Source organism: Arthrobacter sp. SAFR-023 (genome assembly GCF_051965295.1).
Lineage (GTDB): Bacteria > Actinomycetota > Actinomycetes > Actinomycetales > Micrococcaceae > Arthrobacter.
The window spans coordinates 1-25,082 of sequence record NZ_JBQCMF010000017.1 but is presented as its reverse complement, the minus strand read 5'-3'; the positions used below and the strand labels follow the sequence as shown (position 1 = coordinate 25,082).

23 protein-coding genes are annotated in these 25,082 nt (G+C 65.6%); 16 read left to right on the top strand and 7 right to left on the bottom strand.

Annotation, left to right across the window (positions count from 1 at the left end):
* Nucleotides 1-77: 77 nt before the first annotated feature.
* The gene (locus ACTHQX_RS17485; protein WP_236807277.1) at nucleotides 78-833 is read left to right on the top strand and encodes a response regulator transcription factor; all 756 of its coding nucleotides are present in this window, start codon (nucleotides 78-80) and stop codon (nucleotides 831-833) included.
* Nucleotides 834-840: 7 nt separating this feature from the next.
* Here the strand turns inward: ACTHQX_RS17485 and ACTHQX_RS17480 are convergent, their stop codons facing one another.
* Together ACTHQX_RS17480 and ACTHQX_RS17475 are read right to left on the bottom strand one after the other, a co-directional pair.
* Nucleotides 841-1,275, bottom strand: coding sequence for a very short patch repair endonuclease (locus ACTHQX_RS17480; protein WP_440158913.1), 435 nt, complete (start codon nucleotides 1,273-1,275; stop codon nucleotides 841-843).
* 26 nt (nucleotides 1,276-1,301) lie between these two features.
* On the bottom strand, nucleotides 1,302-1,736 hold the full coding sequence (locus tag ACTHQX_RS17475; protein ID WP_440158912.1) for a pyridoxamine 5'-phosphate oxidase family protein: 435 nt from the start codon (nucleotides 1,734-1,736) through the stop codon (nucleotides 1,302-1,304).
* A 204-nt stretch (nucleotides 1,737-1,940) separates the two neighbouring features.
* On the opposite strand from ACTHQX_RS17475, the gene ACTHQX_RS17470 reads away from it, so the two are divergent.
* From ACTHQX_RS17470 to ACTHQX_RS17460, 3 genes are all read left to right on the top strand, one after another.
* A complete protein-coding gene (locus ACTHQX_RS17470; RefSeq protein ID WP_440158911.1) occupies nucleotides 1,941-3,707 on the top strand; it encodes a purine-cytosine permease family protein in 1,767 nt (588 codons plus the stop codon).
* Between the two features lie 195 nt (nucleotides 3,708-3,902).
* Nucleotides 3,903-4,571, top strand: coding sequence for a DUF6318 family protein (locus ACTHQX_RS17465; protein ID WP_440158910.1), 669 nt, complete (start codon nucleotides 3,903-3,905; stop codon nucleotides 4,569-4,571).
* 7 nt (nucleotides 4,572-4,578) lie between these two features.
* On the top strand, nucleotides 4,579-5,484 hold the full coding sequence (locus ACTHQX_RS17460; RefSeq protein ID WP_440158909.1) for a PKD domain-containing protein: 906 nt from the start codon (nucleotides 4,579-4,581) through the stop codon (nucleotides 5,482-5,484).
* A 142-nt stretch (nucleotides 5,485-5,626) separates the two neighbouring features.
* On the opposite strand, the gene ACTHQX_RS17455 is transcribed toward ACTHQX_RS17460, so the two are convergent.
* Nucleotides 5,627-6,637: a patatin-like phospholipase family protein gene (locus ACTHQX_RS17455; protein ID WP_440158908.1), complete on the bottom strand. Its 1,011-nt coding sequence runs from the start codon at nucleotides 6,635-6,637 to the stop codon at nucleotides 5,627-5,629.
* Nucleotides 6,638-6,953: 316 nt separating this feature from the next.
* On the opposite strand from ACTHQX_RS17455, the gene ACTHQX_RS17450 reads away from it, so the two are divergent.
* The 9 genes from ACTHQX_RS17450 (at nucleotide 6,954) to ACTHQX_RS17410 (ending at nucleotide 16,868) form a co-directional block, all read left to right on the top strand.
* Complete coding sequence (locus tag ACTHQX_RS17450; protein ID WP_440158907.1) at nucleotides 6,954-8,027, top strand: alkene reductase; 1,074 nt, start codon at nucleotides 6,954-6,956, stop codon at nucleotides 8,025-8,027.
* 145 nt (nucleotides 8,028-8,172) lie between these two features.
* Complete coding sequence (locus ACTHQX_RS17445) at nucleotides 8,173-8,904, top strand: GntR family transcriptional regulator (RefSeq protein WP_440158906.1); 732 nt, start codon at nucleotides 8,173-8,175, stop codon at nucleotides 8,902-8,904.
* Between the two features lie 278 nt (nucleotides 8,905-9,182).
* On the top strand, nucleotides 9,183-10,178 hold the full coding sequence (locus tag ACTHQX_RS17440) for a sugar phosphate isomerase/epimerase family protein (protein ID WP_440158905.1): 996 nt from the start codon (nucleotides 9,183-9,185) through the stop codon (nucleotides 10,176-10,178).
* Nucleotides 10,179-10,239: 61 nt separating this feature from the next.
* Entirely contained in the window at nucleotides 10,240-12,015 is a 1,776-nt protein-coding gene (gene dhaL / locus ACTHQX_RS17435) for a dihydroxyacetone kinase subunit DhaL (RefSeq protein ID WP_440158904.1), read from the top strand.
* Complete coding sequence (locus tag ACTHQX_RS17430; protein ID WP_003804524.1) at nucleotides 12,012-12,494, top strand: ribose-5-phosphate isomerase; 483 nt, start codon at nucleotides 12,012-12,014, stop codon at nucleotides 12,492-12,494. Before dhaL ends, ACTHQX_RS17430 begins: the two co-directional genes overlap by 4 nt.
* Before the next feature lie 2 nt (nucleotides 12,495-12,496).
* Nucleotides 12,497-13,465: a 3-hydroxyacyl-CoA dehydrogenase family protein gene (locus ACTHQX_RS17425; protein ID WP_440158903.1), complete on the top strand. Its 969-nt coding sequence runs from the start codon at nucleotides 12,497-12,499 to the stop codon at nucleotides 13,463-13,465.
* Between the two features lie 172 nt (nucleotides 13,466-13,637).
* On the top strand, nucleotides 13,638-14,405 hold the full coding sequence (locus ACTHQX_RS17420; RefSeq protein ID WP_440158901.1) for an SDR family NAD(P)-dependent oxidoreductase: 768 nt from the start codon (nucleotides 13,638-13,640) through the stop codon (nucleotides 14,403-14,405).
* A gap of 160 nt (nucleotides 14,406-14,565) precedes the next feature.
* Nucleotides 14,566-15,969: an MFS transporter gene (locus ACTHQX_RS17415; RefSeq protein ID WP_440158900.1), complete on the top strand. Its 1,404-nt coding sequence runs from the start codon at nucleotides 14,566-14,568 to the stop codon at nucleotides 15,967-15,969.
* A 56-nt stretch (nucleotides 15,970-16,025) separates the two neighbouring features.
* Nucleotides 16,026-16,868, top strand: a complete 843-nt coding sequence (locus ACTHQX_RS17410; RefSeq protein ID WP_440158899.1) for a triose-phosphate isomerase family protein — start codon at nucleotides 16,026-16,028, stop codon at nucleotides 16,866-16,868.
* A 14-nt stretch (nucleotides 16,869-16,882) separates the two neighbouring features.
* On the opposite strand, the gene ACTHQX_RS17405 is transcribed toward ACTHQX_RS17410, so the two are convergent.
* The 3 genes from ACTHQX_RS17405 to ACTHQX_RS17395 form a co-directional block, all read right to left on the bottom strand.
* Nucleotides 16,883-17,587: a hypothetical protein gene (locus tag ACTHQX_RS17405; protein WP_440158898.1), complete on the bottom strand. Its 705-nt coding sequence runs from the start codon at nucleotides 17,585-17,587 to the stop codon at nucleotides 16,883-16,885.
* Nucleotides 17,584-18,471, bottom strand: coding sequence for a hypothetical protein (locus ACTHQX_RS17400; RefSeq protein ID WP_440158897.1), 888 nt, complete (start codon nucleotides 18,469-18,471; stop codon nucleotides 17,584-17,586). Before ACTHQX_RS17400 ends, ACTHQX_RS17405 begins: the two co-directional genes overlap by 4 nt.
* A gap of 177 nt (nucleotides 18,472-18,648) precedes the next feature.
* Entirely contained in the window at nucleotides 18,649-18,945 is a 297-nt protein-coding gene (locus ACTHQX_RS17395; RefSeq protein ID WP_102973246.1) for a hypothetical protein, read from the bottom strand.
* A gap of 136 nt (nucleotides 18,946-19,081) precedes the next feature.
* Here ACTHQX_RS17395 and ACTHQX_RS17390 point away from each other — a divergent pair, with 136 nt between their 5' ends.
* From ACTHQX_RS17390 to ACTHQX_RS17380, 3 genes are all read left to right on the top strand, one after another.
* On the top strand, nucleotides 19,082-21,730 hold the full coding sequence (locus ACTHQX_RS17390; protein WP_440158896.1) for a Tex-like N-terminal domain-containing protein: 2,649 nt from the start codon (nucleotides 19,082-19,084) through the stop codon (nucleotides 21,728-21,730).
* 94 nt (nucleotides 21,731-21,824) lie between these two features.
* Nucleotides 21,825-23,654, top strand: coding sequence for a gamma-glutamyltransferase family protein (locus ACTHQX_RS17385; protein WP_440158895.1), 1,830 nt, complete (start codon nucleotides 21,825-21,827; stop codon nucleotides 23,652-23,654).
* Between the two features lie 109 nt (nucleotides 23,655-23,763).
* Nucleotides 23,764-24,084 carry a hypothetical protein gene (locus tag ACTHQX_RS17380; RefSeq protein WP_236807310.1) on the top strand — a complete coding sequence of 107 codons (321 nt, stop codon included), beginning with the start codon at nucleotides 23,764-23,766 and terminating at the stop codon, nucleotides 24,082-24,084.
* Nucleotides 24,085-24,228: 144 nt separating this feature from the next.
* On the opposite strand, the gene ACTHQX_RS17375 is transcribed toward ACTHQX_RS17380, so the two are convergent.
* On the bottom strand, nucleotides 24,229-25,082 hold an 854-nt coding region (locus ACTHQX_RS17375), incomplete at its 5' end, for a DUF222 domain-containing protein (RefSeq protein ID WP_440158894.1).

The following is a 25,082-nucleotide window of genomic DNA, read 5'->3' as shown; positions in this document are numbered from 1 at the left end:
CGTGAGAAACGCATAGGAGCAGGATATCCGCCGGGAGCTATACTGCAGACGGGATGTAGCGGGCTGAGGGGGCTGCGATGGGTGATACACGCGTGGGACTGGTCATCGAGGATGACCACGACATTCGCGAATTGGTGCGCGTTGTTCTGACGCAGGCCGGTTTTGACGTGCGCGCCGCAAGCAGCGGAGCCGAGGGCGTACTTGCCGCCAAGGAACTGGACCCTGCGGTCATCACGCTCGACCTCGGGCTGCCGGACATCGACGGCTTTGAAGTCGCCCGGCAGATCCGCCAGTTCTCCGACGCCTACATCGTCATGCTCACAGCCCGTGCCGAAGAGCTGGACACCCTGATCGGGCTTGAGTCGGGTGCGGATGACTACCTCACCAAGCCGTTCCGTCCGCGCGAGCTGCGTGCCCGCGTTGCGGCCATGATGCGGCGTCCGCGTTCGACGCCGGATCTCGCCGAAGAGGCCGGCTCGCCGTCCGCCGCCGGGCATGAGGGGCGGAAGTACACCCACAACGGCCTGGACCTGAGCTACGAATCCCGGACTGTTGCTGTCGACGGCCAGGAGTTGAGCCTGACCCGCACCGAGTTCGACCTGCTGCATGCGCTGCTGGAGGCGGGCCGCATGGTCCGTACCAAAGCGGATCTGGTGCGACGCCTGCGGGACGAACCGTACGACGTCGGAAGTTACATCAGCGAGGCGGATGAGCGGTCCGTTGAGGTGCACATGGGCAACCTGCGGAAGAAGCTCGGCGATTCCGCACAGAATCCGCGCTGGCTGCAGACTGTTCGCGGCGTGGGCTACCGGCTGGCTCCGGCCGAGAGCTGAACCCCGCTTAATTTGGGCCAGCCGCCGAGAGGAACAGCTCCAGCTGTTTCTCGACGGCGGACATGTCCCGGAGTTGGCACTCCCAGACGGTGAGCACTTCCCAACCATCGTTTTCGAGCTGCCGGCGCTGGCTGGCGTCGCGGTCCCGCGTGCGGGTGCGTTTGGTTTCCCAGAATTCGGCGTTGGCCTTCGGGGCATGCTGGCCTACTTTGCAGTCGTGGAAGTGCCAGAAGCAGCCGTTGACGAAGATGACCTTGCGCCGGCCGGCGAAGACGAGATCCGGGTTGCCGGGCAGCTTGATGCCGCGCGAGGCGCCGTGCAGGCGGTACCGGTATCCCTTGGCGTGAAGCAGGCTGCGCACCAGCAGTTCGGGCTTGGTGTTCTTGTCCCGGATCCGGGACATGTTCCAGCTGCGCTGCTCAGGGGTCAGCCGGTCCGCCATATTTCCAGTCTAGGCCGGCAGTCCTGTTAGAAATCGCGCTCGGGCTGCTCGCCAAACTGGAAGTGCCGGCCGCTCACGGAGCCGGGATCGATCTCGACGTAGAAGTCCTTCAATGTGGGTACCCAGGATGCGAGCCCCAGCTCTTCAGCCTCGGCAATCTCGGCTGATTTGCTCAGGACGCGGGCCGTGCCGCGGAGCACCACGGACCAGGCCTGGTTCGACATGATGCCGTCCGTCTCGAACAGGACCCTGTCATTGATGGTCACCTGCGCGAGCTTGTTGCCCGGCGCTGTCCGGAAGTACAGCTTCCTCCGGCTGGTTACGTAGTTGACGGGGAAGATATCCGGCTCGCCCGCCACGGTGACCACCAGGCGGCCGTGCCTGGTGCCCTCCAGAAGCTGCCAGCACTGCTCTTCATCGAGGACCAGGATGGGATCGCCGTCGGTGTGGTTGAACATCATGCACTCCATTCTTCTACGACTTGTAGAAAAACGATAGGGGTATGGACGGATTTTCCCAGCAACCGCTGTGGTGCGCTACGGGGTAAGGCTGGATTTGAGGGGCGCTTACGACTCTTTACATCGCTGTAATACAGCCGGAACCGGGCTGTCGCACGGTGTGACTAGCGTCGGCAGGGACAAATTGGTGACGAAAGCGGATGCCTCATGACTAATGACCTGAAGGACAGCGAACTGACGGACAGCCCGGGCGGCGGTGGCGCCGTCGGACGTCCCGCCGTCGGGCTGAAGACCAAGCGGCCACAAGTGGGTGGCAACGCAGCGGCCTCCTACACGGATGCTATGAGCGCCACGAAGGAAAGCCTGGAGGATTACACGCTCAGGTTCGCACCGCGCTCTTACCGCAAGTGGAGCGCGGGCGTGGTGGCGACGAGCGCGCTGGGAGGCATTGCCTACCTGGCTGATTTCTCGATTGGGGCCAATATCGGGATCGCCTACGGCACGGTGAACGCAATCCTCGGAATTGTTGTGGCCGCCGTGATTATTTTCGCCACGGGTTTTCCACTTGCCTATTATGCAGCCCGCTACAACATAGATCTTGACCTGATTACCCGCGGTTCCGGGTTCGGCTACTACGGCTCAGTGGTGACGAACGTGATTTTCGCAACTTTCACGTTTATCTTCTTTGCGCTCGAGGGGTCGATCATGGCGCAGGGCCTCGAACTGGGGCTGGGAATTCCGCAATGGTTGGGTTACGCCGCGTCCACGATCATCATCATTCCGCTCGTCATTTACGGGATGAACACCTTGGCCAAACTCCAGGTCTGGACCACGCCCCTGTGGCTGCTCCTCATGGTGGTTCCGGTCGGTTACCTGCTGGTGTCCCACCCCGGCAGCATCGATGACTTCTTCGCGTACACCGGGAATTCGGGTGCTGCGGGCACCAACCTGGCCTCGGTCATGCTGGCCGCTGGCGTCTGCCTGTCGCTGATGGCGCAGATCGCGGAACAGATCGACTACCTGCGGTTCATGCCGCCCAAGACCGCCGAAAACAAGGGCGCGTGGTGGCGTGCCGTCGTCCTTGCCGGGCCGGGTTGGGTTCTGTTCGGCGCCCTCAAGCAAATCGTGGGCATGTTCATCGCCGTCTACCTGATCGCCAAGCTGGATCCGGCAGCCTCGGCCACGGCGAATGAGCCAGTGCACCAGTTCCTCGGCGTCTACGAGGAGATGATGCCGGCCTGGCTGGCGATGAGCCTCGCGGTGGTGCTGGTGGTCATTTCCCAGATCAAGATAAACGTCACCAACGCCTACTCCGGCTCGCTGGCATGGACCAACAGCTTCACCCGCGTGACCAAGACCTACCCCGGGCGCATGGTGTTCGTGGCGGTGAACCTGCTGATTGCGTTGGTCCTGATGGAAGCGAACATGTTCGACTTCCTCAACACAATTCTGGGCTTCTACGCCAACTGCGCCATGGCCTGGGTGGTGACTGTGGCCTCGGACATAGCCATCAACAAGTATCTGCTGAAGATCTCACCCAAGACGCCCGAGTTCCGGCGCGGCATGCTGCATGCGGTGAACCCGGTGGGATTTGTGTCCATGCTGGTTTCCGCCGGGGTGTCCATCGCAGTGTTCTTCGGTGCCTTTGGCTCCGGTATCCAGCCGTACTCACCGATCTTCGCGGTGGGGCTGGCCCTCGTCCTGCCGCCGGTTCTGGCCGTCCTGACCAAGGGCAGGTACTACCTGCGCCGCGCGGATGATGGCATTGACCTGCCGATGTTCGACGCCGACGGGAACCCCAGCGACGCCAAGCTGCTCTGCCATGTGACCGGGATTGATTTCGAACGCCCGGACATGATGCGCTCTGCCCAAGACGGGCCCGACGGTGAACCCCAGTATGTTTCGTCGCTCGCCTTGTCGACGGATAAGACGGGGGAGCTAGTTCTGCCGGCGCAGCGGTGTAGTGCCGTGTAGAGGGTGAATGACGCCTGATCAGGAATGAAGCGGGTCCGGTGACGTTCTTACCGGGCCCGCTTTGTGTTGTGCCGCGGGGGCGCTTGGTTGCAGACAAGGCTGTGGATAACTTTGAGCTGGAAAGTGTGATCTCGGTTACCCTTTAACCATTGTTCGGACATAGATGTCTTGAAACCTATCCGGGGGGATTAGCGCATGACTTCTCGTACCTGCATCTCTGAACGCCTACGTCTGCCTCTAGTCTCCGCCGTCGCCGTGTCCGTCATTGCGCTTAGCGGCTGCAGCGGCGGCGGGGACCCGCAGGCTGGTCCTACCGCTACGGCCGTGGTGTCGCCAGCCCAGTCCGCTTCTGCCACACCTAGTGCCACTGCGACGCCCAGGCCGACGCCGATATACAAGCCTGCCGACGCCGAGGGAAGAGCGCAGAACGTCCCGCTTCCAGTTCTGCCAAAAACTGCCGAGCGGGAAACCAAAGAGGGCTTAGTTGCATTTGCCAAATATTGGTACACCACGCTCAATTTTGCGTATGAAACAGGCAACTTCGGCCCGTTAGATAAGGTCACTGCTCCAACCTGCGCCCTTTGCCAGAAAGTTCGCCCCGGAATCGTGGAGTGGAACTCCAAAGGAAGATGGATATCCGGAGGCCTCGTCAAAGCCAACGGTGCGTTTAGCGAGTTCGTTAAGTCTTCGACAGGTGAATACCAGGTCTCCACTCAACTGGAGCAATCCGCGGGCGCTTTGCATAGGGCCGACGCCAGCATTGAAAAATCCGTTCCCGGCTCGCAAGTTCTTGCGGACATTATGATCGTGCGCTTTGTTGAAGGCCGTTGGAAAGCCGTTAATGTCGACCGGCTCGGTGCATGAGCTCACCATGGAGATCGAGCCCCACGTTCGACGCAATATCTACGCATTGTCGCTGTCGTTGCTCATCGCCGTGACTTATGCGACGCCGGCTGCCGCTGACAACACAGACGTTTTCTGGAACACGGGTGGCGTTGGAGTTTGGCATTTCGACGCTGGCAGCAAATTCTGGGTAGACGCGCCGGTGTCAGCTCCCGAGAGTCCATTCCAGTACAAATTCACTCCGTTGTGTCTGGTCGCGAATAATGACTTCGATGTGGCCTGTCTTACCGCCTCCATCAAGTGCACGGATGGGAAGGACGGGCGCCCGGTCAGGTGGTGGTGGAAACTGCGAGTTGCAGACGAAAGCAGCTGGAGCCCGATCCGCCCCGATCGCTGTATCTATTCGGAGGACCCAAGTGACGTTCTCGGTAGGATCGCCGCCCAGATCCAGCGCCGCTTCGAACAACTGCCTGTCAATGCGGGCACTCTCGGAATCCAGCCGCGTCCCCACACCCTGAGGGGAGCCGATACCAACTTCTATGCGGAGTCAGCGGAACAGTCCTTCGACGTGACAATGCTTGGGCAGAAGGTGCACATCACCGCCAAGCCTGTCCAGTACCGCTGGGACTACGGCGACGGGACATCGCTCGGCCCCACGACCACCATGGGCGGCCCGCTCCCGCAGGACCGCTGGGGTGAGAAGACCCGGACCAGCCACGCCTACGCAGCGACCGGCGACTTCAGTGTCGTCCTCACCACCTACTTCCAGGGAACCTACTCCGTAAACGGCGGGCCGGATCTTCCCATCCCCAATCAGGGCCAGTTCAGCTCACCAGCCCAGACGATGAGCGTTTGGCGCTCAATAACGCGTAATTACGCGGACGACTGCCTGACCAATCCGCGGGGTGAGGGCTGTCCGGGTTCGGCTGGGTGAAAGGCCGGTGACAGAATCGAGCTCGCGTCGCTGCTCAAAGTGAACATGCTGGCAATCTTCACGGCCCATACCACTCGGGCACCACCTCGATCAGCAAGGTCGGCGGGCGTAACGCCCGCCGAGTCGACTGAGTTCCAGAGCATCATCTCCAGAACTCGGTGAGCTGTTCGGCAAGGGCTTTGCCCTGGTCGTAACCAGCTCGAGCAGCGGGCGGACGCAGAGATAGATCCATCGCGTTAGCGCCAAACATGTGCTCGGAGTTGCTGTCCGGGAAAATCGTCTCGACTCTGCTGCCGCTTGCGAGCAGCTCGTCGCACTGTGTCGCGAGGTGCATACCCCAGTCCACCGGCGTCCGCGATTTGCCTCCGAATGGCGAGAGCACCAATACCCGCCCGTAACCGGCTGCCAAGTCGGCATTATCCGCGTTGGTTCGGTAGCCGCCGTCGATGTATCGGCTGTCGCCGATCCTGTAGGCGAAGCCACTGGCACAGCTTGCGGCGATGGCGTCCACCAAGTCGACGCCGCTATGGCGGTCGAACACGGCGGGTTCACCGGTTTGGGCATCGACGGCAGTGATGAGCATCCGCCGTCGCGGCCACAGCTGACTGGGGAGCCGGGCGGCGACGGTAGCGCGCCACCGTGTTTGCCCGGAGCCGTCCGACGCCGCATCCATGTCGAGTGCCGCCGCGCCCATTCTGCGTCGCATGTCGGCCGCATCCTTGGCGGCGGCGATGATTGCGCTCGTTCTCTCCATGTGCTCGGTCACCGGCCTGATCGGAACGCGTCCACCGCCGGATCCGGCCGGACCGGTCTGTTGCTGGGGTGCCGCGGCGAGGATCGTGGCCAGCAGTTCCATCGGGGGCGCCCCAGCTATCTGTGCCGCGGCCGTCGATCCGGCCGACGTTCCGATGACCAGATCAGCGCCGGTTACGTCCAGCCCGGCCTCGAACAGGCCGGCGATGACGCCAAGCAACCACGCGTTGCCTGTGGATCCGCCGCCACCGAGGACCAAAGCTCGCTCGCCCGCGGCGCGCGCCGGCTTTGGGGCGTTGACTTGGGGCTGATTCTGGCCCGACTTCGGTTGCTCGGGCCGCGGCCGGTCGGAGGCCGTCATCGAGGTGGAGTGCGCAGTTGAAGAAGGTGTTGCGGTCATGGGAGTCGCCTTTCGCGAATTGCCTGTGAAGGCGCTCCCGGTGGCGACTAGCTCAGTCGCGCGATCGTGGACTGCAGGGGAGCACCCGTTGCGGATACTGCGTTCATGGGTCTCACCTCCTGCCGATAGATCACGATCACGGGAATAATCGCACACCCGTGTCGCGGTGCGCAATGGGCACAAGCCAGCTGCAGAAGCGCTAACGAACGCGCCACCGCCCGCCGCCCGGGCTGGTGAACTCCGCCACACCCGGAATAGTTGCACGCGCTAGGCAGTTACAGCTGATGAACCTGATGCATTCTGAAAGGAACTCCGCATGCTGTTTTCCCCGCTGACTCTCGGCGAGCTCGAACTTCCCAACCGCCTCGTCATGGCACCGCTGACTCGTGTCCGTACCGGCCAGGAAGGCGTCCCCGGCCCGCTCGTGGTGGAGCACTACCGCCAGCGTGCCTCGCTCGGCCTGATCGTCAGCGAGGGAATCTACCCCAGCCCGGCTGGCCGCTCCTACCCGGGTCAGCCCGGGCTAGCGACCCCCGAGCAGATCGCCGGCTGGAAGAAGGTCACCGACGCAGTCCACGCTGAGGGCGGCCGTATTTTCGCCCAGATCATGCACGGCGGACGCGTCTCGCACGAGGACATCAACGGCGGCCACCGCGTCGTGGCCCCCAGCGCGATCGCCGTCGAAGGTGAGACTCGGACCTACAAGGGCAAGCAGCCGCACCCGGTGCCGCACGAGCTCTCCACCGACGAGCTGCCCATCGTCCGCGAGGAAATCGTCACCGCGTCGCGCAACGCCGTGGAGGCAGGGTTCGACGGCGTTGAGCTGCACTCCGCCAACGGTTACCTTCTCCACGAGTTCCTCGCGCCGAACACCAACGTCCGCACCGACAGCTACGGCGGCTCGCCCGAAAACCGCGCCCGTTTCGTCATTGAGACGGTGAACGCCGTCGTGGAGGCGCTGGGTGCCAACCGCGTAGGCATCCGGATCTCGCCCGAACACAACGTCCAGGGCATCGAGGAGACCGATGCCGCCGACGTCCGGGCAACTTACGATGTGCTGGTCAACTCCATCGCCCCGCTGGACCTGGCCTACCTGAGCATCCTGCACGCCGACCCGACCGGCGACCTGGTCCAGGACCTGCGGTCACGCTTCAACGGTACGTTCCTGGTCAACACCGGCTTCGGCGTCATCACCACCCGCGAGGAAGCACTGTCTCTGGTCGCAGACGGTCACGCGGACGCCGTCGTGGTGGGCCGGCCCGCCATCGCCAACCCGGACCTCGCCCGCCGCTGGCGCGAGGGCCTGCCGCTGAACGAGCCGGATCCGTCCACGTTCTACGGCGAGGGCGCCAAGGGCTACACCGACTACCCGGTGTACCAGCCGGCCTAGCCCTGGCACTGCTCCGTCCGAGCCGCTTTAGTAAGCACTGGAACCGCCCGTTCGCCGGGCGGTTCCAGCGGTTTAACCGCCCCCGAAGCGTCATCCGCGGGACTAGCTTGCGGTCTTCCCTGAGGCGTCCCTATAGGATCTGATCATGCAAAAAGCGTCCAACGGCACCCGCGCCGGGAACCGGCCCGAGGATCAGCCCGGGGGCAAGGGAGGCAGGACCGTGAGCCGCCAGGTCCTAGCAGATCACGTGTACGAGGAGCTGCTGGCCTCGCTCATGGACGGCAGGCTGGAACCCGGCGCCGCCGTCAGTATCGATGGAACCGCCCGGGAACTGGACGTGTCCCCGACCCCCGTCCGCGAGGCACTGGCCCGCCTGGAACACACCGGCATGGTCCGCAGGGTGGCGCTCAAGGGTTACCGCGTGGCCCCCGTGTTCACCCGCGAGGATTTTGCGGATTTGATGGAGGCCCGCCTCGCGATCGAGCCGGTCAACGCCCGCCTGGCCTGCACGCGTCTGAACCCGCACCGCCTCGCCGAGCTTGAGCAGACAGTCGCCGACCTCAAGTCCGCGCCGCGCGGCCCGTCCTTTGCCGAGTACAAGGACTACCTGGAGGCGGATGAGCGCTTCCACCAGCTGATCGCCCAGCAGACCGACAACCAGTTCCTCCTGGGTGCCTACGCCGCCCTCGGCGGACAGGTCCAGCGCTTCCGGCTTTTCGGGGGAGTGGGGATCACCGACGCCGAGAATGCGATCGCCGAGCACCAGTCCGTCCTGGACGCGTTGTCCAGCGGCGATCCCGACAAGGCTGGAGCCGCCATGGCTGCCCACATTCAGAAGGTTCGCGAACGCGCGATGGCGGACGCCCCGGAGGAGTAGCCCGCAGACGCGAAGCAAAAGCCAGCGCACCCAAAGTGGGTAGCAGCAGAGGGCGTTCCCAAGGTTGGGAACGCCCTCTGCTGCTACTTAGTGGGGGGAGGCGTAGCGTGGAACATGCACCGAACTTCACGTCTGAGGGTGACGCCCTTCACACGCAGGACGTATCCCTATAGGATCTTCGATGGCTGGGAGTCAACCGCGTCGAGAGGTGTGACCTTGACAACTCCTACCGGATAGTAAATCCTATAGGAAACAGGATTCCACAAGGGAGTGAAGACATGGCTTACACCGCCGACAACTGGCCCATCACCGCGGCCCTGCTGCAGTTTCCGGGCGTCGACGCCCACGGCACCCACATCAACGACGCCGACGCATCCGCGTGGGCCGAGGTGTTCACCGAGGTCAAGGAAGCCGGCTTTGCCAACGCCGACCTCACCGACAGCTGGGTCCGTCCGGGCGACCTGAGCAAGGAGCGCCTGGCCGAATTCAAGCAGACGGCCGACAGCGTCGGCATCGGCATCCCGGTCATCTCCGCCATCCGCCGGAGCATCATTGAGGAGGGCAAGTGGGAGGACAACCTGGCCTACAGCCACCGGACCATTGACGCCGCCGCTGAGCTCGGCTGCGAGGTCGTCTCCTTCGGCCTGCACCAGGCAATCACCCCGGAACAGCAGAAGCACCTCTGGTTCTGGACCGTCGAAGGCTACAAGGACCCGGCAGGGGACAAGGAAGCCTGGAACAACGCCGTCGCCCGGTTCCAGGAACTGGGCCGGCACGCCGCGGAGGTGGGCGTCCTGCTCTCGCTGGAGATGTACGAGGACACCTACATCGGCACCGCCGACTCCTCCGTGCAGTTCGTCCAGGACATCGGCCTGTCCAACGTCGGCCTCAACCCGGACCTCGGCAACCTGATCCGCCTGCACCGGCCCATCGAGGACTGGCGGGAAATGGTGGCGAAAACCCTGCCGTACTCCAACTACTGGCACATGAAGAACTACATCCGCGACGAGGACGTGGCCCGCGACATGTACGTCGCCATGCCCGCCCCCATGGAAAGCGGCCTCATCAACTACCGTGAGGCGTTCAAGGTCGCACTCTCCGTTGGCTTCCAGGGCATCCTGTGCACCGAGCACTACGGCGGTGACGGACTCTCCGTGACGGCCTCCAACCAGGACTACCTGCGCCGCCACGTGCTGCCCAAGAAGGACGGCTACGCCCTCGGCCAGAGCCAGGTGGCGCAGGGGCGGCAGCAGCCCGCCGCGGTCGCACGCTAGGGGCGCCAGCCCCCAACAGACCAGCAGAACTGTTCAACCAACCCGGATTCAATGAGGAACCATGACCCAGATCTTCGACAATCCCGCTGATTTCGCAGATGAGGCGCTGGACGGCTTCGTCGCCGCCAACCGCGGCTATGTTGCCCGCGTGGACGGCGGCGTCGTCCGCTCCACCGAGATCCCTGCCGGCCAGGTGGCACTTGTGGTGGGCGGCGGCTCCGGCCACTACCCGGCCTTCGCGGGTCTGGTGGGCCCCGGCCTTGCCGCCGGGTCCGCGTGCGGCAACATGTTCGCCTCGCCGGCTGCCGGCCAGGTCTACCGCGTGGCTAAAGCGGCAAACGCGGGCGGCGGTGTGCTGCTGAGCTACGGCAACTATGCGGGCGACGTGCTGCACTTTGGCCAAGCACAGCTCCGGCTCAACGCCGAGGGCATCGAGACGCGCACAGTGCTGGTCACGGACGACATTGCCAGCGCTCCGCTGGATCAGATCGAGAAGCGCCGCGGCATCGCCGGTGACCTGACGGTCTTCAAGATAGCAGGCGCCGCAGCCGAGGCCGGCCTGAGCCTGGACGAGGTGGAGCGCCTCGCCATCAAGACGAACTACCGCACGCGTTCGCTGGGCGTCGCCTTCGACGGCTGCACCCTTCCCGGCGCGTCCGAACCGCTGTTCCATGTTCCGGCCGGGCAGATGTCGCTGGGCCTGGGCATCCACGGCGAACCGGGCATCTCCGAGCACCCCATGCCCACCGCCTCCGAACTCGCCGAGCTGCTGGTGTCGCGGCTGCTTGAGGACAAGCCGGACGACGCCGGCAGCCGCGTGGTCGCCATCGTCAATGGCTTGGGCACGGTCAAGTACGACGAACTGTTCCTCCTCTTCGGCAAGGTCGAAAAGCTCCTCAACGCCGCCAACCTGACCGTCGTGGAACCGGAGTGCGGCGAACTCGTGACCAGTCTGGACATGTCCGGTCTCTCGCTAACGCTGTTGTGGCTCGACGACGAACTCGAGCAGCTCTGGGCCGCGCCGGCCGATACGCCGGCTTTCCGCAAGGGCAACCTCGCGCCGCGCGCCCGCCGGGAAGTCGTCGGTACAGAAGCCACAGCCGACGAGGACAACGAAAAGGCAACCGAGGCGTCCGCTAACCTGGGCCGGCTGGCAGCCGCCGTCCTCGCCCAAGTGCGGGACGTCGTCGTCGAACATGAGGCGGAACTTGGCGACCTGGACGCGATTGCCGGAGACGGCGACCACGGCATCGGCATGCGCCGCGGCGTTGATGCGGCCGCAGCGGCCGGTGAGCAGAACGCGGCAGCCGGCGCCTCGGCTGAACGCGTGCTCACCGCGGCAGGCGAGGCCTGGAGCGAGCGCGCCGGCGGAACCTCGGGCGCGCTGTGGGGGACGGCCGTGATGGCCGCCGGACTCGCGCTGGGCAACCGCGATTCGTACGCCGCCGGGGACGCGGCTGCCGCCTTGACCGCCTTCAGCAACGCCATCACCGACCTCGGCAAGGCGGAGCCGGGGGACAAGACCATGGTGGACGCCCTCCTGCCGTTCCGGGACGCGTTCAAGGAAGCGTTCGACGGCGGGGCCTCCCTCAGCGGTGCCCTCACCGCCGCCGCTGCCGCGGCCACCGAAGCAGCCCGGCAGACCGCGGACCTGCGACCCCTCAAGGGCCGCGCCCGCCCGCTGGCTGAAAAGAGCCTCGGCCACCCGGACCCCGGTGCAGTCTCATTTGGACTGATTGCCGAGCGCGTGGCCACCTACCTCGCATCTGATGCAGCCGATTCCGCAGCGGCCGCGTCCCACATGGCCTCGACGGCCGGAAAAGGAGCAACGGAATGAGCAACACAGAAGGCTGGCGTATTGTCATCGGCAACGATGAGGCCGGCGTCGAATACAAGGAAGCACTGAAAGCCCTGCTGGAGGCGGACCCCCGCGTTGCCTCCGTCGAAGACATTGGCGTCGCGGCCAACGACTCCACCGCGTACCCGCACCTTGCCGTCGCAGCCGCCCGCAAGGTGGCCGAAGGCGAAGCAGACCGTGCACTCTTGATCTGCGGCACCGGCCTCGGCGTGGCCATTGCCGCCAACAAGGTCCCCGGCATCCGCGCCGTCACCGCGCACGACAGCTACTCCGTGGAACGCTCCGTCCTCAGCAACAATGCCCAGGTCCTCACGATGGGCCAGCGGGTCATCGGGCTGGAACTTGCCAAGAAGCTCGTGGGCGAATGGCTGGAGCACCGCTTCGACGAAAACTCCTCCTCCGCCGCCAAGGTGGACGCCATCTGCTCGTACGAACCCGACTACACGAAGGCCGACTGAACATGACCGAAACACCCACCAGCTCACGCAAGTTCGCCGTCGTCGGATCCGGCTACATGGGCGGCGGCATCGCGCAGGTCCTCGCCTTGGGCGGGGCCCGCGTTGCCCTCGCCGACGTATCGGCCGAGGTGGCGCAGAAGAACTACGAGCGACTGCTCACCGAGTCCGACCAGTTCGTGGCCGACGGGCTGTTCCCCGAAGGGTCCACCGAGATCCTGAAGCAGAACCTCTGGGCCGCGAAGGACATCGAGGAAGCCGTGGCCGACGCCGACTTCATCGAGGAGGCCGTGCCCGAGATCATCGCCATCAAGCACGAGACCCTTGCCCGCATCAGCGCCGCCGCCCGGCCGGACGCCATCATCGGCTCCAACACCTCCACGATCTCCATCGCCGAGCTCTCGCAGCCGGTCGCCAACCCGGAGCGCTTCCTCGGCGTGCACTTCTCCAACCCGTCGCCGTTCATCCCCGGCGTCGAGATCATCCCGCATGAGGGCACGTCCACCGAGACGGTCGGCGCGGTCCGCGATCTGGTCCACTCCGCCAACAAGGAGACGGCCGTGGTCAAGGACGTCACCGGCTTCGTGCTGAACCGCCTGCAGTACGCGCTCTTCCACGAGGCGGCACAGCTGGTGGAACAGGGCATCGCGACGGCGGAGGACGTGGACACTCTGGTCCGCACCACCTTCGGCTTCCGGCTGCCGTTCTTCGGCCCCTTCGCCATCGCCGATATGGCCGGCCTGGACGTCTACAACTTCTGCTACAAGTCGCTGCAGACCGACTTCCCGGAGCGCTTCGCCACCCCGAAGATCCTCACGGACCTCGTGGAGGCCGGCAAGCTGGGCACCAAGACCGGCGCAGGTTTCCTGAACGTCCCGGCCGAGCGCACCCCGGAGCTGATCGCCTACCGCAACAAGGCCTACGTCGCCATGCAGAAGCTCATCGAGGAACTCGGCCCGGCGCCGATCAACTAAAGAGGCCGATCAGCTAAAGGCGCCGATCAACTAGCGCCATCTAACTAAGCACCACGGCAGGTGGGCGCTGCCCCCGGGCAGCTGCCCTCCTGTTGTGTTGCCCTTTTCGCCGGGCTGGGCGGGCTACACCCGTGCATGAACCAAGTCCAGCAAACGATTTAGGAGCATATCCATGAGCACTTTTCCGTCCGAGCGCACGGCCATCGTCACCGGAGCCGTCTCGGAACGCGGCATCGGCCGAGCCACCGCCAACTACCTTGCGGAGCAGGGCTGGAACATCGGCATCATCGACCTCGACGACGCCCTCTGCCAGGCCACGGCCAAGGAAATCGCCAACCAGTACGGCGTGAAGGCCCACGGCATGGGCGCGAACGTCGCAGACGAGGCATCGGTGCGGGCAGCCATCGACTCCATCGAGGCCGAACTGCCGCAGATCGTGGCCCTCGCGAATGTGGCCGGCGTCAGCTCGCCGGTCCCGTACCTGGAACTCGACGCCGCCGAGTGGGACCGCGTGCTCAACATCAACCTCAACGGCGTCCACTACGCCACCCGCCGCGTCGCCGAATCCATGGCGAAGAACCGGATCGGCCGCATCGTGAACATCTCCTCCGTCTCCGCCCAGCGCGGCGGCGGGACGTTCTCCAAGACCCCGTATTCCGTGGCGAAGGCCGGCGTGATCGGACTGACCCGCTCCACGGCCCGTGAACTGGGGGAGTACGACATCACGGTCAACGCCATCTCGCCTGGACCCATCGACACCGACATCATGGGCGGCACCCTGAGCCAGGAACGCAAGGACGAACTGGTCCGGGACCTCGTGGTCAACCGGGTCGGATCCACGCGGGACATCGCCGCAGCCATCGCCTTCCTCATCAGCGAGGACGCCGGATACATCTCCGGCCAGACGCTGAATGTGGATGGCGGCCTCTACATGCACTAGGAAGGACAGCCATGCTTCGCTCCTTGACCAGGGAACGCAAGATCTACCTCGCCATCGGCGTCCTCGCCAGCCTTGCCGGCGTACTGCTCATCGCCTTTTCGCTCTGAGAATTTCAAACCAACAACCTGATTTGCTCACTTTTACTCAAAGAGGAGTTTGAATGACTGTCACCAAACCTTCCACCACGAAGGAGCTGCTGGACTCGCCGATCCTCAAATCGGCCATCTCCAAGGCATCCTTCCGGCTCATGCCGATGCTCGTCATCCTGTATGTCGTGGCCTTCCTGGACCGCACCAACGTGGGCTTCGCCGAGGCCGCCCTCGAAGCGGACAAGGGCATCAGCGCGGGCGCCTACGCGCTCGGTGCCGGCATTTTCTTCATCGGCTACGCCCTGTTCGAAATCCCCAGCAACCTGCTCCTGACCAAGTTCGGCGCCAAGGTGTGGCTGGCACGCATCGCGGTCACCTGGGGCATCGTCTCCGCCTGCTTCGCCTTCGTGCAGGACGAGACCTCCTTCGTGATCCTGCGCTTCCTGCTGGGCGTGACCGAGGCCGGCCTCTTCCCGGGCGTCATCATGTTCCTCGCCGCCTGGTTCCCGAACAAGGTCCGCGTCAAGATGTTCGCCATCTTCTACCTGGCACAGCCTTTCTCCCAGATGATGGGCGCCCCGCTGTCCGGCTGGCTGATCAACATCGGCGACCAGGTTCCCGGCGTCCAAGGCTGGCAGGTCATGTTCTTCGTCGAGGGCATGCTCGCCGTGCTGGCCGGCATCGCCGCCTTCTTCTTCCTGATTAACAGCCCGCAGGACGCCAAGTTCCTCAACAAGGACGAGAAGAAGGCGCTGCTGGACGTCATGGCCCTTGAGGACAACGTCAAGGAAGAGTCCGGCCCCCGCGGTGTCCTCGCAGCCATGAAGAACGGCCGCGTCTGGTACTTCACGGTCATCTACTTCTGCCTCCAGATCGCCGTCTACGGCGTGACCTTCTACCTCCCGCAGCAGGTGTCCCAGCTGACCGGACAGAAGGTAGGCCTCGCCGTCGGACTCATGGCCGCCATCCCGTGGTTCTTCGGCATCTTCGCCTGCTACTTCATCGGCAAGGCCGCCAACACCGTGATCCGACGCCGGGTCTGGGGCACCGGGCTGTTCATCTCCACCGGCCTGTGTATCTTTGGCTCCGCCTGGGCCGGCGCCAACCACCTTCCGGCGCTGGGCATCGTGTTCATCACCCTCGCGGTGTGCAGCTTCCTCTCCATCGGCCCCATTGCCTGGTCCTATCCGACGGCGTTCCTCACCGGAACTGCCGCCGCGGCGGGCATCGGTCTCATCAACTCGCTGGGCAACCTGGGCGGCTTCGTGGCCCCGATCCTTCGGACCACCGTCAACCAGGTGACCGCCTCGGACACCGGCACCATGGGCGTTTACGCACTCGGTGTACTGCCGTTCCTCGCCGCGGTCATGATGATCGGTACCCGAAAGTTCAAGAACAAGGCCGACGACCTGCTTGAAACCAGCGCCACCGGAACGGCTGGCACTGCCAAAGATCAGGCACTGCTGGAAAAGTAGTCAGCAGCAAACACAGGCGCAGCACCACCAAGTAACCCAGCAAAGGCAGGAAGTCCGTGACGCAGCTCAGCCAGGCCATCAAAGACCCCGGCACGATTTTCGTCGGCGTCAGCACCAAGATGTACCTGGGCTACCAGGACAGCCTGCGCTGGCTGGAGGAACTGCGCCAGCAGGTGGATGCCCGCCCGGCCCTCGTGGCCGGGCGGGTGGTCCCGTTCGTGATTCCGTCCTTTCCGATGCTCCCGGCGGCAGGGGAGATCATTGCCGGGACGCCGCTGGTTTTGGGTGCCCAGAACTGCGGCTGGGCCGACGGCCCCTGGACGGGTGAGCTCTCGCCGTCGCTGCTTGCCGAGCTGGGCGTGGGACTCGTGGAGATTGGGCACGCCGAGCGGCGGCGGCACTTCGGCGAGGATGACGCCATGATCGCGCTGAAGGTCAGGCCAGCCGACGACGCCGGTGTCACCCCGCTGCTGTGCGTGGGGGAGGAGTTGCTCGCACCGGAGGCCACCTCGAATACCGGAGCAGCCGACGCCGGCAGTACGGGCGGCGCGGAAGATGCCGCCCGGTTCGTCTACGGACAGATCGAGGCCGCGGTCGGTGGGGACTGGGACCTGGCCGCCCGGCTGATTGTCGCCTATGAACCCGTCTGGGCCATCGGCGCCGCCGAGCCTGCCAGCGCGGAGTACGTGTCCGCCGTCGTCCGTGTTTTGCGGGAGCTGCTCGGCGTCCACGGACTGCAGCACATTCCCGTCATTTATGGAGGCTCGGCGAAACCCGGCCTGCTGCCCACACTGAACGGTGTGTCCGGGCTGTTCCTCGGCCGGTTCGCGCACGATGCCGCGAACTTCGGAAAGGTGCTTGATGAAGCCCTGTCGCTGGCTGACGGCGCCACGGCCTAGCCGCATCCAGGAACTCAGGGAGAGGGTTGGCTCTCCACCACTTCCGGAGGAAATGCGGACGTCGGCACGTCGGCAGTAGTCGGCTGCGGCGACGGCGGATCGGTGGTCGGTTCCGTCGGGTCAGGGCTTGGGACGTCAGTGGTCGGCGTGGGGTCCGGCGTCGGGCCGGGATCGGTCGACGTCGTTGGCTCCGGACTCGGCGTGGCCTTTCCTGCCGTGGTGGTCCCGTCGAGGTAGACGATTGCGACTGGTTTCTCCTGTTCCGAGCGCAGCACCACTTCCGCCTTCTTTCGGCCGATGTCGCCCGGTTTGTAGGAGAACGTGATAGTGCAGGTTTGGCCGGAACTGAGGGCAACGCCGCTGCAGCTGTCGCTGATTATCGCGAAGGACTGCTCTCCTGTCAGCATCGAGAGGCTCACGGAAGAAATGGACAGGCCGTCCTTGCCTGCCTTCACCTCCAACGACTCGACTTCCTCGGTTTGCGCATCAGCCGGCGCGGTGAAGGCCAGGGTTTTCGGCGGCGGTGCGCCCTGGGGCACGGGCATGCCGGTGGGCTCGGGCTGGCCGGAGGGCCACGGCTGGACGACGCTCCCTGTGGGCTGGCCGCCGGCGATGAGCGTCACCTGGCTTGAAGCTTGGCCGGGATCGCAGCCGCCGAGTCCCAATGCCACGGCCATGGCGCCGCAGAGGAAGAGCAGAGCTGGAGCAGGAGTCATCATCGCGGGACACCTCCGGGGGCAAATTCAAGGCGGATGTCCGGGCTGTCAGCCAGGACAACAGCTGTTCCCGCTTCCCGGGTCCAGCCCTCCGACAGCAGCAGGTATTTCCCGCCGGCGGTCATGATGAGCCGCAGCCCGGTGTATTTGAAGCGGTAGGCTGCGTCACCGCTCGCCACCGTTTCCTCCACCACCGGCCGGGAGAGGGCGAGCGACTGCTTGCTGAAGACCGTCACGAGTGGACGCTTGCCCAGGTCGCGGACAATATCAAGGGCCCGGTTGCTGCCCAGCGCGGATGCGAACTGTGCCGAGGCCCAGAAGAGATTCAGGACCACGATGGTGACAACGAGCCAGTAGCAGCGGTACTCCCACCGCGGGATCCCGGTCCGGGGCGGCAGTTGCCGCGCACCGTAGAGCCGGCGAAGCAGGAAGAACCCGAAGGTTGCCACCGCAAGCCCTCCGCCCTGGAGAAATGAGGGCACCAGATAAGGGGACACGAACTGCACCTGGACGAACATTGCCCAGACTCCCAGTGCCGCAGCGGTAGTGCCGGCGGCAAGCGCTGTGATTGCCGCCCATCGGAGCAAGGGGAACGCGCGTCCACGCCTTCGCAGCCCGGAGACGCCGGCGTGCAACAGGAGAGCCGCGAGGACGAGGAACAGGATTGCCGCCGCGGGGATATAGATGGCGTCGATGCTTCGCAGCACGTAATCGCTGGTGGTCAGTCCGAGGATGGTGTGGTCGACGCCGAAGTGGGCGAGCCGGGAGCTCGTGTATGTCCAGCCGAACACGAACAGCAGCCCTGTGACCGCTGACAGCGCCGGAATGGCCACGCCCAGCCACTCCAGGAGGCTGTGGCCCGCACTTGCAGGTGGGAGGGGTTCCATGGTGCCTGCTGCCTGGCGAAGTGCTGCGTCCGGAACAGGGCTGCGGCGGGGATCGCGGGCGGTTGGTCGCCTTCCTGCGCGTAAACGCTGGTTTCTCATGGGCAATCACCACACCCTGGGATCTGATGAGGTCCGTTCATGTTGTCCTTCCGGCGGCATCGGCGGAGGCGAACAGTCCTAGAGGAATGCCTCGCGGCCCGTCCCTTCGCTGAGCACGAGTTCGCCGTCTTCTATGGACACCAGGAGGCTTCGTGGCCTGCCGTGGAGTTTCATTTCCGCGCTGAGATTGCGGCTGGTGACTTCTACCCCCACCGTTGCGCCTTTTGCCGGCAATTCGACGGAAACTTCCTCGGCCATGCCCAACAATTCCCGTGTGGTGACATCGCGGTCGTACCGGGCCTCCTTGCCGTTGACCGTGATGGCAACCTCATCCTCGTTGAAGCCGTCCTGAAGAATGATGAGCAGTTCCTGCATGATGCGCCGCCTCAGTCGATGACCCCCAATGCATAAAGTCACTACACCACTTAAGGGCGGTCGTGGGTAGTGCGGTTTGCTCCATCGGCCAGCCAGTGGTCGCCCCGATTCCGGGCGCGTAGGGCAAAATGTTCTGGTGACCCAACAGCCGCAGCACCCTGCCACGCCCTCGCCCACCCCCGCCACCGCCGGGACCGACGACATTGCCGCGCGCATCGCGGAACAGATCGCCGCCGAGCTCGGCGTGAAGGCCTGGCAGGTGAAGGCAGCTGTGGACCTGCTCGACGGCGGGTCAACCGTTCCGTTCATCGCCCGCTACCGCAAGGAAGCCACGGGGACGCTCGACGACGGCCAGCTCCGCGAGCTCGACGAGCGGCTGCGCTACCTCCGCGAACTTGAGGACCGCCGTCGCGCTGTCCTGGAGGCGATCGCCGCACAGGGAAAACTGACCCCGGAACTCCAGGCCGCCGTCGTGGCCGCCGATACCAAGTCCCGGCTCGAAGACATCTACCTGCCCTTCAAGTCCAAGCGGCGCACCAAGGCGCAGATTGCGCGCGAGGCAGGGCTGGAACCGCTCGCGGACGCGCTGCTCAAGCGCCCGGACCTTGACCCCGAGCGCGAGGCAGCGAAGTACCTGAACGCGGAGCACGCCGTCGACGACGCTGCTGCGGCGCTCGCCGGTGCCCGCGCCATCCTCGTGGAGCGCGTCGCCCAGGACGCTGACCTTGCAGAGAACCTGCGCGAGCGGCTGTGGACGCAGGGCCGGATGGTGTCCCGGGTGAAGAAGGGCAAGGAATCCGAGGGGCAGAAGTTCGCGGATTACTTCGAGTTCTCACAGGCGCCGTCAGGAATGCCGTCGCACCGCGTGCTGGCGCTGCTGCGCGGTGAGAAGGACGGGGTGCTCGAGCTGGACCTCGCCGAGGGGGAACCGTCCGACGACGACGCCCTCGCCGCCGCGCGCGCTCGTTACGAATCTGCCGTGGCCCGGTTCCTCGGGGTCGCCGACCGTGGCCGGCCCGCCGACTCGTGGCTGCTCCAAACCGCCCAGGTGGCATGGCGTTCCCGGGTTCTTGCGCGGCTGACGGCCGACCTGCGGGGACGTATGTTCGCTGCCGCGGAGGACGAGGCCGTGCGCGTGTTCGCCGCCAACCTGCGGGACGTGCTGCTGGCGGCGCCGGCCGGAAACCGTTCCACCCTGGGCCTGGATCCCGGCCTGCGGACCGGTGTGAAGGTGGCGGTGGTCGACGGGACCGGCAAGGTGGTGGCCACGGACACCGTCTACCCGCACGCGCCGGCGCGCAAGTGGGACGAAGCCCTGGCGACGCTGACCCGGTTGGCGCGGCAGCACGCCGTCGAACTCGTGGCCATTGGCAACGGAACGGCGTCCCGCGAAACGGACAAGCTTGCGGCCGAACTGATCAAACAGCTCTCCGCGGCTGCCGGCTCCGGGACTGGTGCTGGGTCCGGGGCCGGCTCCGGGACTGGTGCGGCGGCGCCGCAGAAGCTGGTGGTGTCCGAGGCGGGTGCGTCGGTGTACTCGGCGTCCGCCCTGGCCGCCGCTGAACTGCCCGGCGTGGATGTGTCGCTGCGCGGTGCGGTGTCCATTGCCCGGCGGCTGCAGGATCCGCTGGCCGAGCTGGTGAAGATCGATCCGAAGTCGATCGGCGTGGGCCAGTACCAGCACGATGTCACGGCCGCGAAGCTGGACCGCAGCCTGGATGCCGTAGTGGAGGACTGCGTAAATGCCGTGGGTGTGGACGTGAACACGGCGTCGCCGGCGCTGCTGAGCCGAGTGGCCGGCGTCGGGCCCCTGCTGAGCGAGAACATCGTGGCGTACCGCAACGAAAACGGTCCGTTCGCGAAGCGCAGCGAGCTGAAGAAGGTGCCGCGGCTGGGCGCCAAGGCGTTCGAACAGTGTGCCGGGTTCCTGCGGATCACCGGGGGAGCAGAGCCTCTGGATGCCTCCAGCGTGCACCCCGAGGCGTACTCGGTGGCGCGGAAGATCCTGACTGCGGCGGGTGCCAGCCGTGGTTCCGGCGCTTCCGGAGGCGCAGCCGGGCTCGCTCCGCTTGCTGGCGCCGCGCAGCTGAATCCTGCTGACTTTGTGGACGGCTCGTTTGGACTCCCCACGGTGCGCGACATCATCGCCGAACTCGAAAAGCCCGGTCGCGACCCGCGTCCGGCGTTCAAGGCTGCAGCGTTCTCCGAGGGCATCGAGAAGATCTCCGATTTGAAGCCGGGCATGGTCCTGGAAGGAACCGTCACCAACGTCGCCGCGTTTGGCGCGTTCGTGGACGTGGGAGTTCACCAGGACGGGCTGGTTCACGTGTCCGCCCTCGCCAACAGGTTCGTCGCCGATCCGCGCGAGGTGGTCAAGTCCGGCCAGGTGGTGCGGGTCAAGGTGCTTGAGGCTGATCCGGAGCGGAAGCGCATCTCCCTCACGCTGAGGCTCGACGACGAACCGGCCCCTTCCGGCGACCGGACCGCTGGGGGACGCTCGGCTGGGGGACGCCCGGGTGGCGGACGGGATTCTGGTGGCCCGCAAGCTGGTGGACGCGGCGGACGGGACCGCGCTGCAGGCGGCGACCGGGACGGCGGCCGGAACCGGTCGGCCACTCCCGGCCAATCAGGCGGAAAGCCCGGCCCGCGCCAGGGGAATGATCCCGGCCGGTCGGCGTCCGATCGTGACAACGCAAGGCGGCAGCCGAAGCAGTCAGGCCAGCGTCCAGCTCCGGCGGACACCGCCATGGCCGAAGCACTGCGCCGGGCCGGTCTGGATACATAGCCTAAGCGAGGCAAGTAGGCTCCCGCCGCGGGCGGAGCGTGTCGCGGGCGCGGTATCCCGGAAGTGCCGGAAACCGGTGACTACAGTAGCCCCTATGAGTTTTACGAGGCCGGAGACTTTTACCACCCGTCCTACGCTGCAGGGCACGTTCGGCATGTCGGCGACTACCCATTGGCTCGCCACCGGCACTGCGCAGGCAGTGCTGGAGCGGGGCGGCAACGCGTTCGACGCGGCCACCGCCGCCGCGTTCGTGCTGCACGTGGTGGAACCGCACCTTAACGGACCCGGCGGCGACATGACCGGCGTCTTCAGCGCCGCGGAGGAGCCTGAAAAACCTGTGGTCCTGATGGGCCAGGGCCCGGCGCCGGCGGGCGCGACGGTCCAACACTTCCGCGCGGAAGGCCTGGAACTGGTGCCCGGCTCAGGTGCGCTGGCCGCTGCGGTTCCCGGCGCCGTCGATGCCTGGCTCTTGCTGCTGAGGGACCACGGAACGTGGGAACTGGCCGAAGTCCTGGATTTCGCCATCCGGTATGCACGTGACGGCCACCCGGTGCTGGCACGCGTCTGCAGCACGATTTCGGCAGTGTCCGGGCTGTTCCGGGAGCACTGGCCCACGTCGGCCGACCTGTGGATGCCGGAGGGGCGGATCCCCGAGGAGGGCGAGCTGATCCGGAACCCGGCGCTTGCCCGCGCCCTCCAGAAACTGGTCCAAGCCGGTGCGGGGCTCGGCGAGGCGTTCGCCGCAGCGCCGGCGCACACGCGTGAGGAACGCATCGATGCCGCCCGCAGGGAATGGAGCGAGGGCTTCGTGGCCCGCGCTGTGGCCGAAAGCGTCCGAACACCGCACCGACACTCTTCCGGGACCGACCACAGCGGCGTCATGACGATGGGCGACATGGCCGGGTTCCGGGCGTCGTACGAGGACGCCGCAACGCTCGAGTTCCGCGGCCACAGCATCGCCAAGACCGGCCCGTGGGGACAGGGGCCCGCCCTACTGCAGACGCTCGCGATCCTGGCCGGCTTCGATGACGATCACCTCGACCCGTCCACCGAGCTCGGGGCGCACACCATCCTGGAGGCGCAGAAGCTCGCGCTGGCGGACCGTGAGGCTTACTACGGCGACGCTGATGTCCCACTCGATTACCTGCTGTCGGAGGAGTATGCGGCGTCACGGCGGAAGCTGATCACGGAAGATGCGTCGCACGACTTCCGTCCGGGCTCCGTCCCCGGCCGTGAGCCGTACATTCCCACGCTTCGGACCGAGTACGTCCCGGGCGCTGCAGGTGTTGGCGAACCGACGCTGGCCGAAGCGGCCGTGGCGGCCAACGGGGAAACGCGCGGCGACACATGCCACATCGATGTGGTGGACCGCTGGGGCAACATGGTGTCGGCCACGCCATCCGGCGGCTGGCTGCAGTCGTCCCCGGCGATTCCTGAGCTCGGATTTTGCCTGGGCACGCGGTTGCAGATGACGTGGCTTGAGCCCGGAACGCCGTCGACGTTGACGCCGGGCAAGCGACCGCGGACCACGCTGACGCCGACGCTGGTGTTCCGCGATGGCGTTGCTGTGTCTGCGCTCGGCTCGCCCGGCGGAGACCAACAGGACCAGTGGCAGTTGCTGTATCTGCTGCGGACCATCGTCGCCGGGTACTCTCCGCAACAGGCCATCGACGCGCCGGCGTTCCACACGACGTCGATGCCCGGATCCTTCTGGCCGCGCACCTGGGAGCCTGGCGGCGCCGTCGTCGAGGACCGATTGGGCGATGACGTTATCGCCGGGCTCGAGCGGCGGGGACACCGGATCACCAGGGCAGGGGACTGGACGCTGGGACGGCTGTCCGCCGTCGTGCGTGATCCCGGGACCGGCGTGCTGCAGGCTGCCGCCAACCCTCGGGGTGCGCAGGGATACGCGGCGGGGCGGTAGGGACGGGGTGTTCTTTCGCTAGCGTTCCCATGAAGGGGCGGTGAATATTCGTGTCCGCCGGCGGCGGGGCGGGGTTTCTGGTGTGGCGATTATCTGCAAGGCTGGGGTGATGAACTACTTCCTGGAGTACACGATTCCCGCTGCCCCCGACGACGCTGAATTCGAGTTTCCACATGACGAGATTCGACCTGGGACCACTATCCCGCTCTCGGAGACCAATGCCGAGGTAGTCCACACCCCCGAGCTTCCGGCCCGCACCGGAATCATCGGCGCCACCGTGCCTGAGGCGAAGCTCGAAGCCGAGCAGCTCATCACCCACAGCCGCGCGACGGAGGCGTCCCTGTACGAGGACCCCTCGAATTCGCTGCAGGCCGGGGTTGGAACTCTCGTGGCCACCTTCACGGAAGGCAGTGGCTGGCAGGACGCGTAGCCGCCGTAGTTTTCGTTTCACCGGAAGCGCCTGGTCCCGATCTTAGGGGCTAGGCGCTTTCGTTTTTGGGTCCGAATAGTGCACCCAATCACTACCGGCGCTCACCAAATGCCACGTGGACACGGGCGCGCGTCTGCCGTCACTTCATGTTTTGTGGTGGTGGTTTTGTCGGGGTTGTTGGCGGGGGTCGATGTGGGGTGGCGGGACGAACCATGGGATTCCGTTTTTGACGTGGATTTTCCACTGTTCTTTGTGGATTAGATGGTGGTGGTGGGTGCAGAGGAGGACGCCGTTGTCGGTGCTGGTGGTTCCGCCTTGTGACCAGTAGGTGATGTGGTGGGCTTCGCACCAGGATGCGGGGATGGTGCAGTTGGGGAAGGCGCAGCCTTGGTCTCGGGCGTTGAGGGCTTTGCGGATGTGGGGCGGGAAGACCCGGGCGGTGCGGCCGATGTCGAGGATGCGTCCTTCGGAGCCGAGGAGGACGGGGATGATGTCGGCGTCGCAGGCGATTTTGCGGACGGTGGAGGCGGTGATGGGGCCGGTGTAGGTGAAGGTACCGCTGCCGGTTGGTGTGTTGGCGGGCCCGGTGCCGGGGTGGTTTCCGTTCGGAGCGTAGCGCGGGCCTTGGGCGGCGGTAGTTTGGATGCTGTTGAGGAGGTCCTGGTAGCCGATGGTGACCATGACTTGGGGGCGGCGTCCTCCGGTGGTGGGCAGGGTGCCGGCGGCGAGGGCTGCCTTGGACGCGCCGACGAGGCCGTCGAGGCGTTGTTGGGCGGGGGTGCGGCGGTCCAGGTCCGGTTCCGGGGCGGGGGCGTTGAAGACCGTGTCGAGGTCGACGGCGGCGTTGTCACTGTCACTGTTAGTGTCACGGCCGCTGCCGCTGCCAGGGCCGGTGCACTCGGCGCTGCTGTCGCTCGGGCAGTTGGTGGTGTCCGGGGTGGTGGTGCGGGGGTTGGTGGCGGTGTTCATGACGGTGGTGAGGACTTCGTATTGGTCGG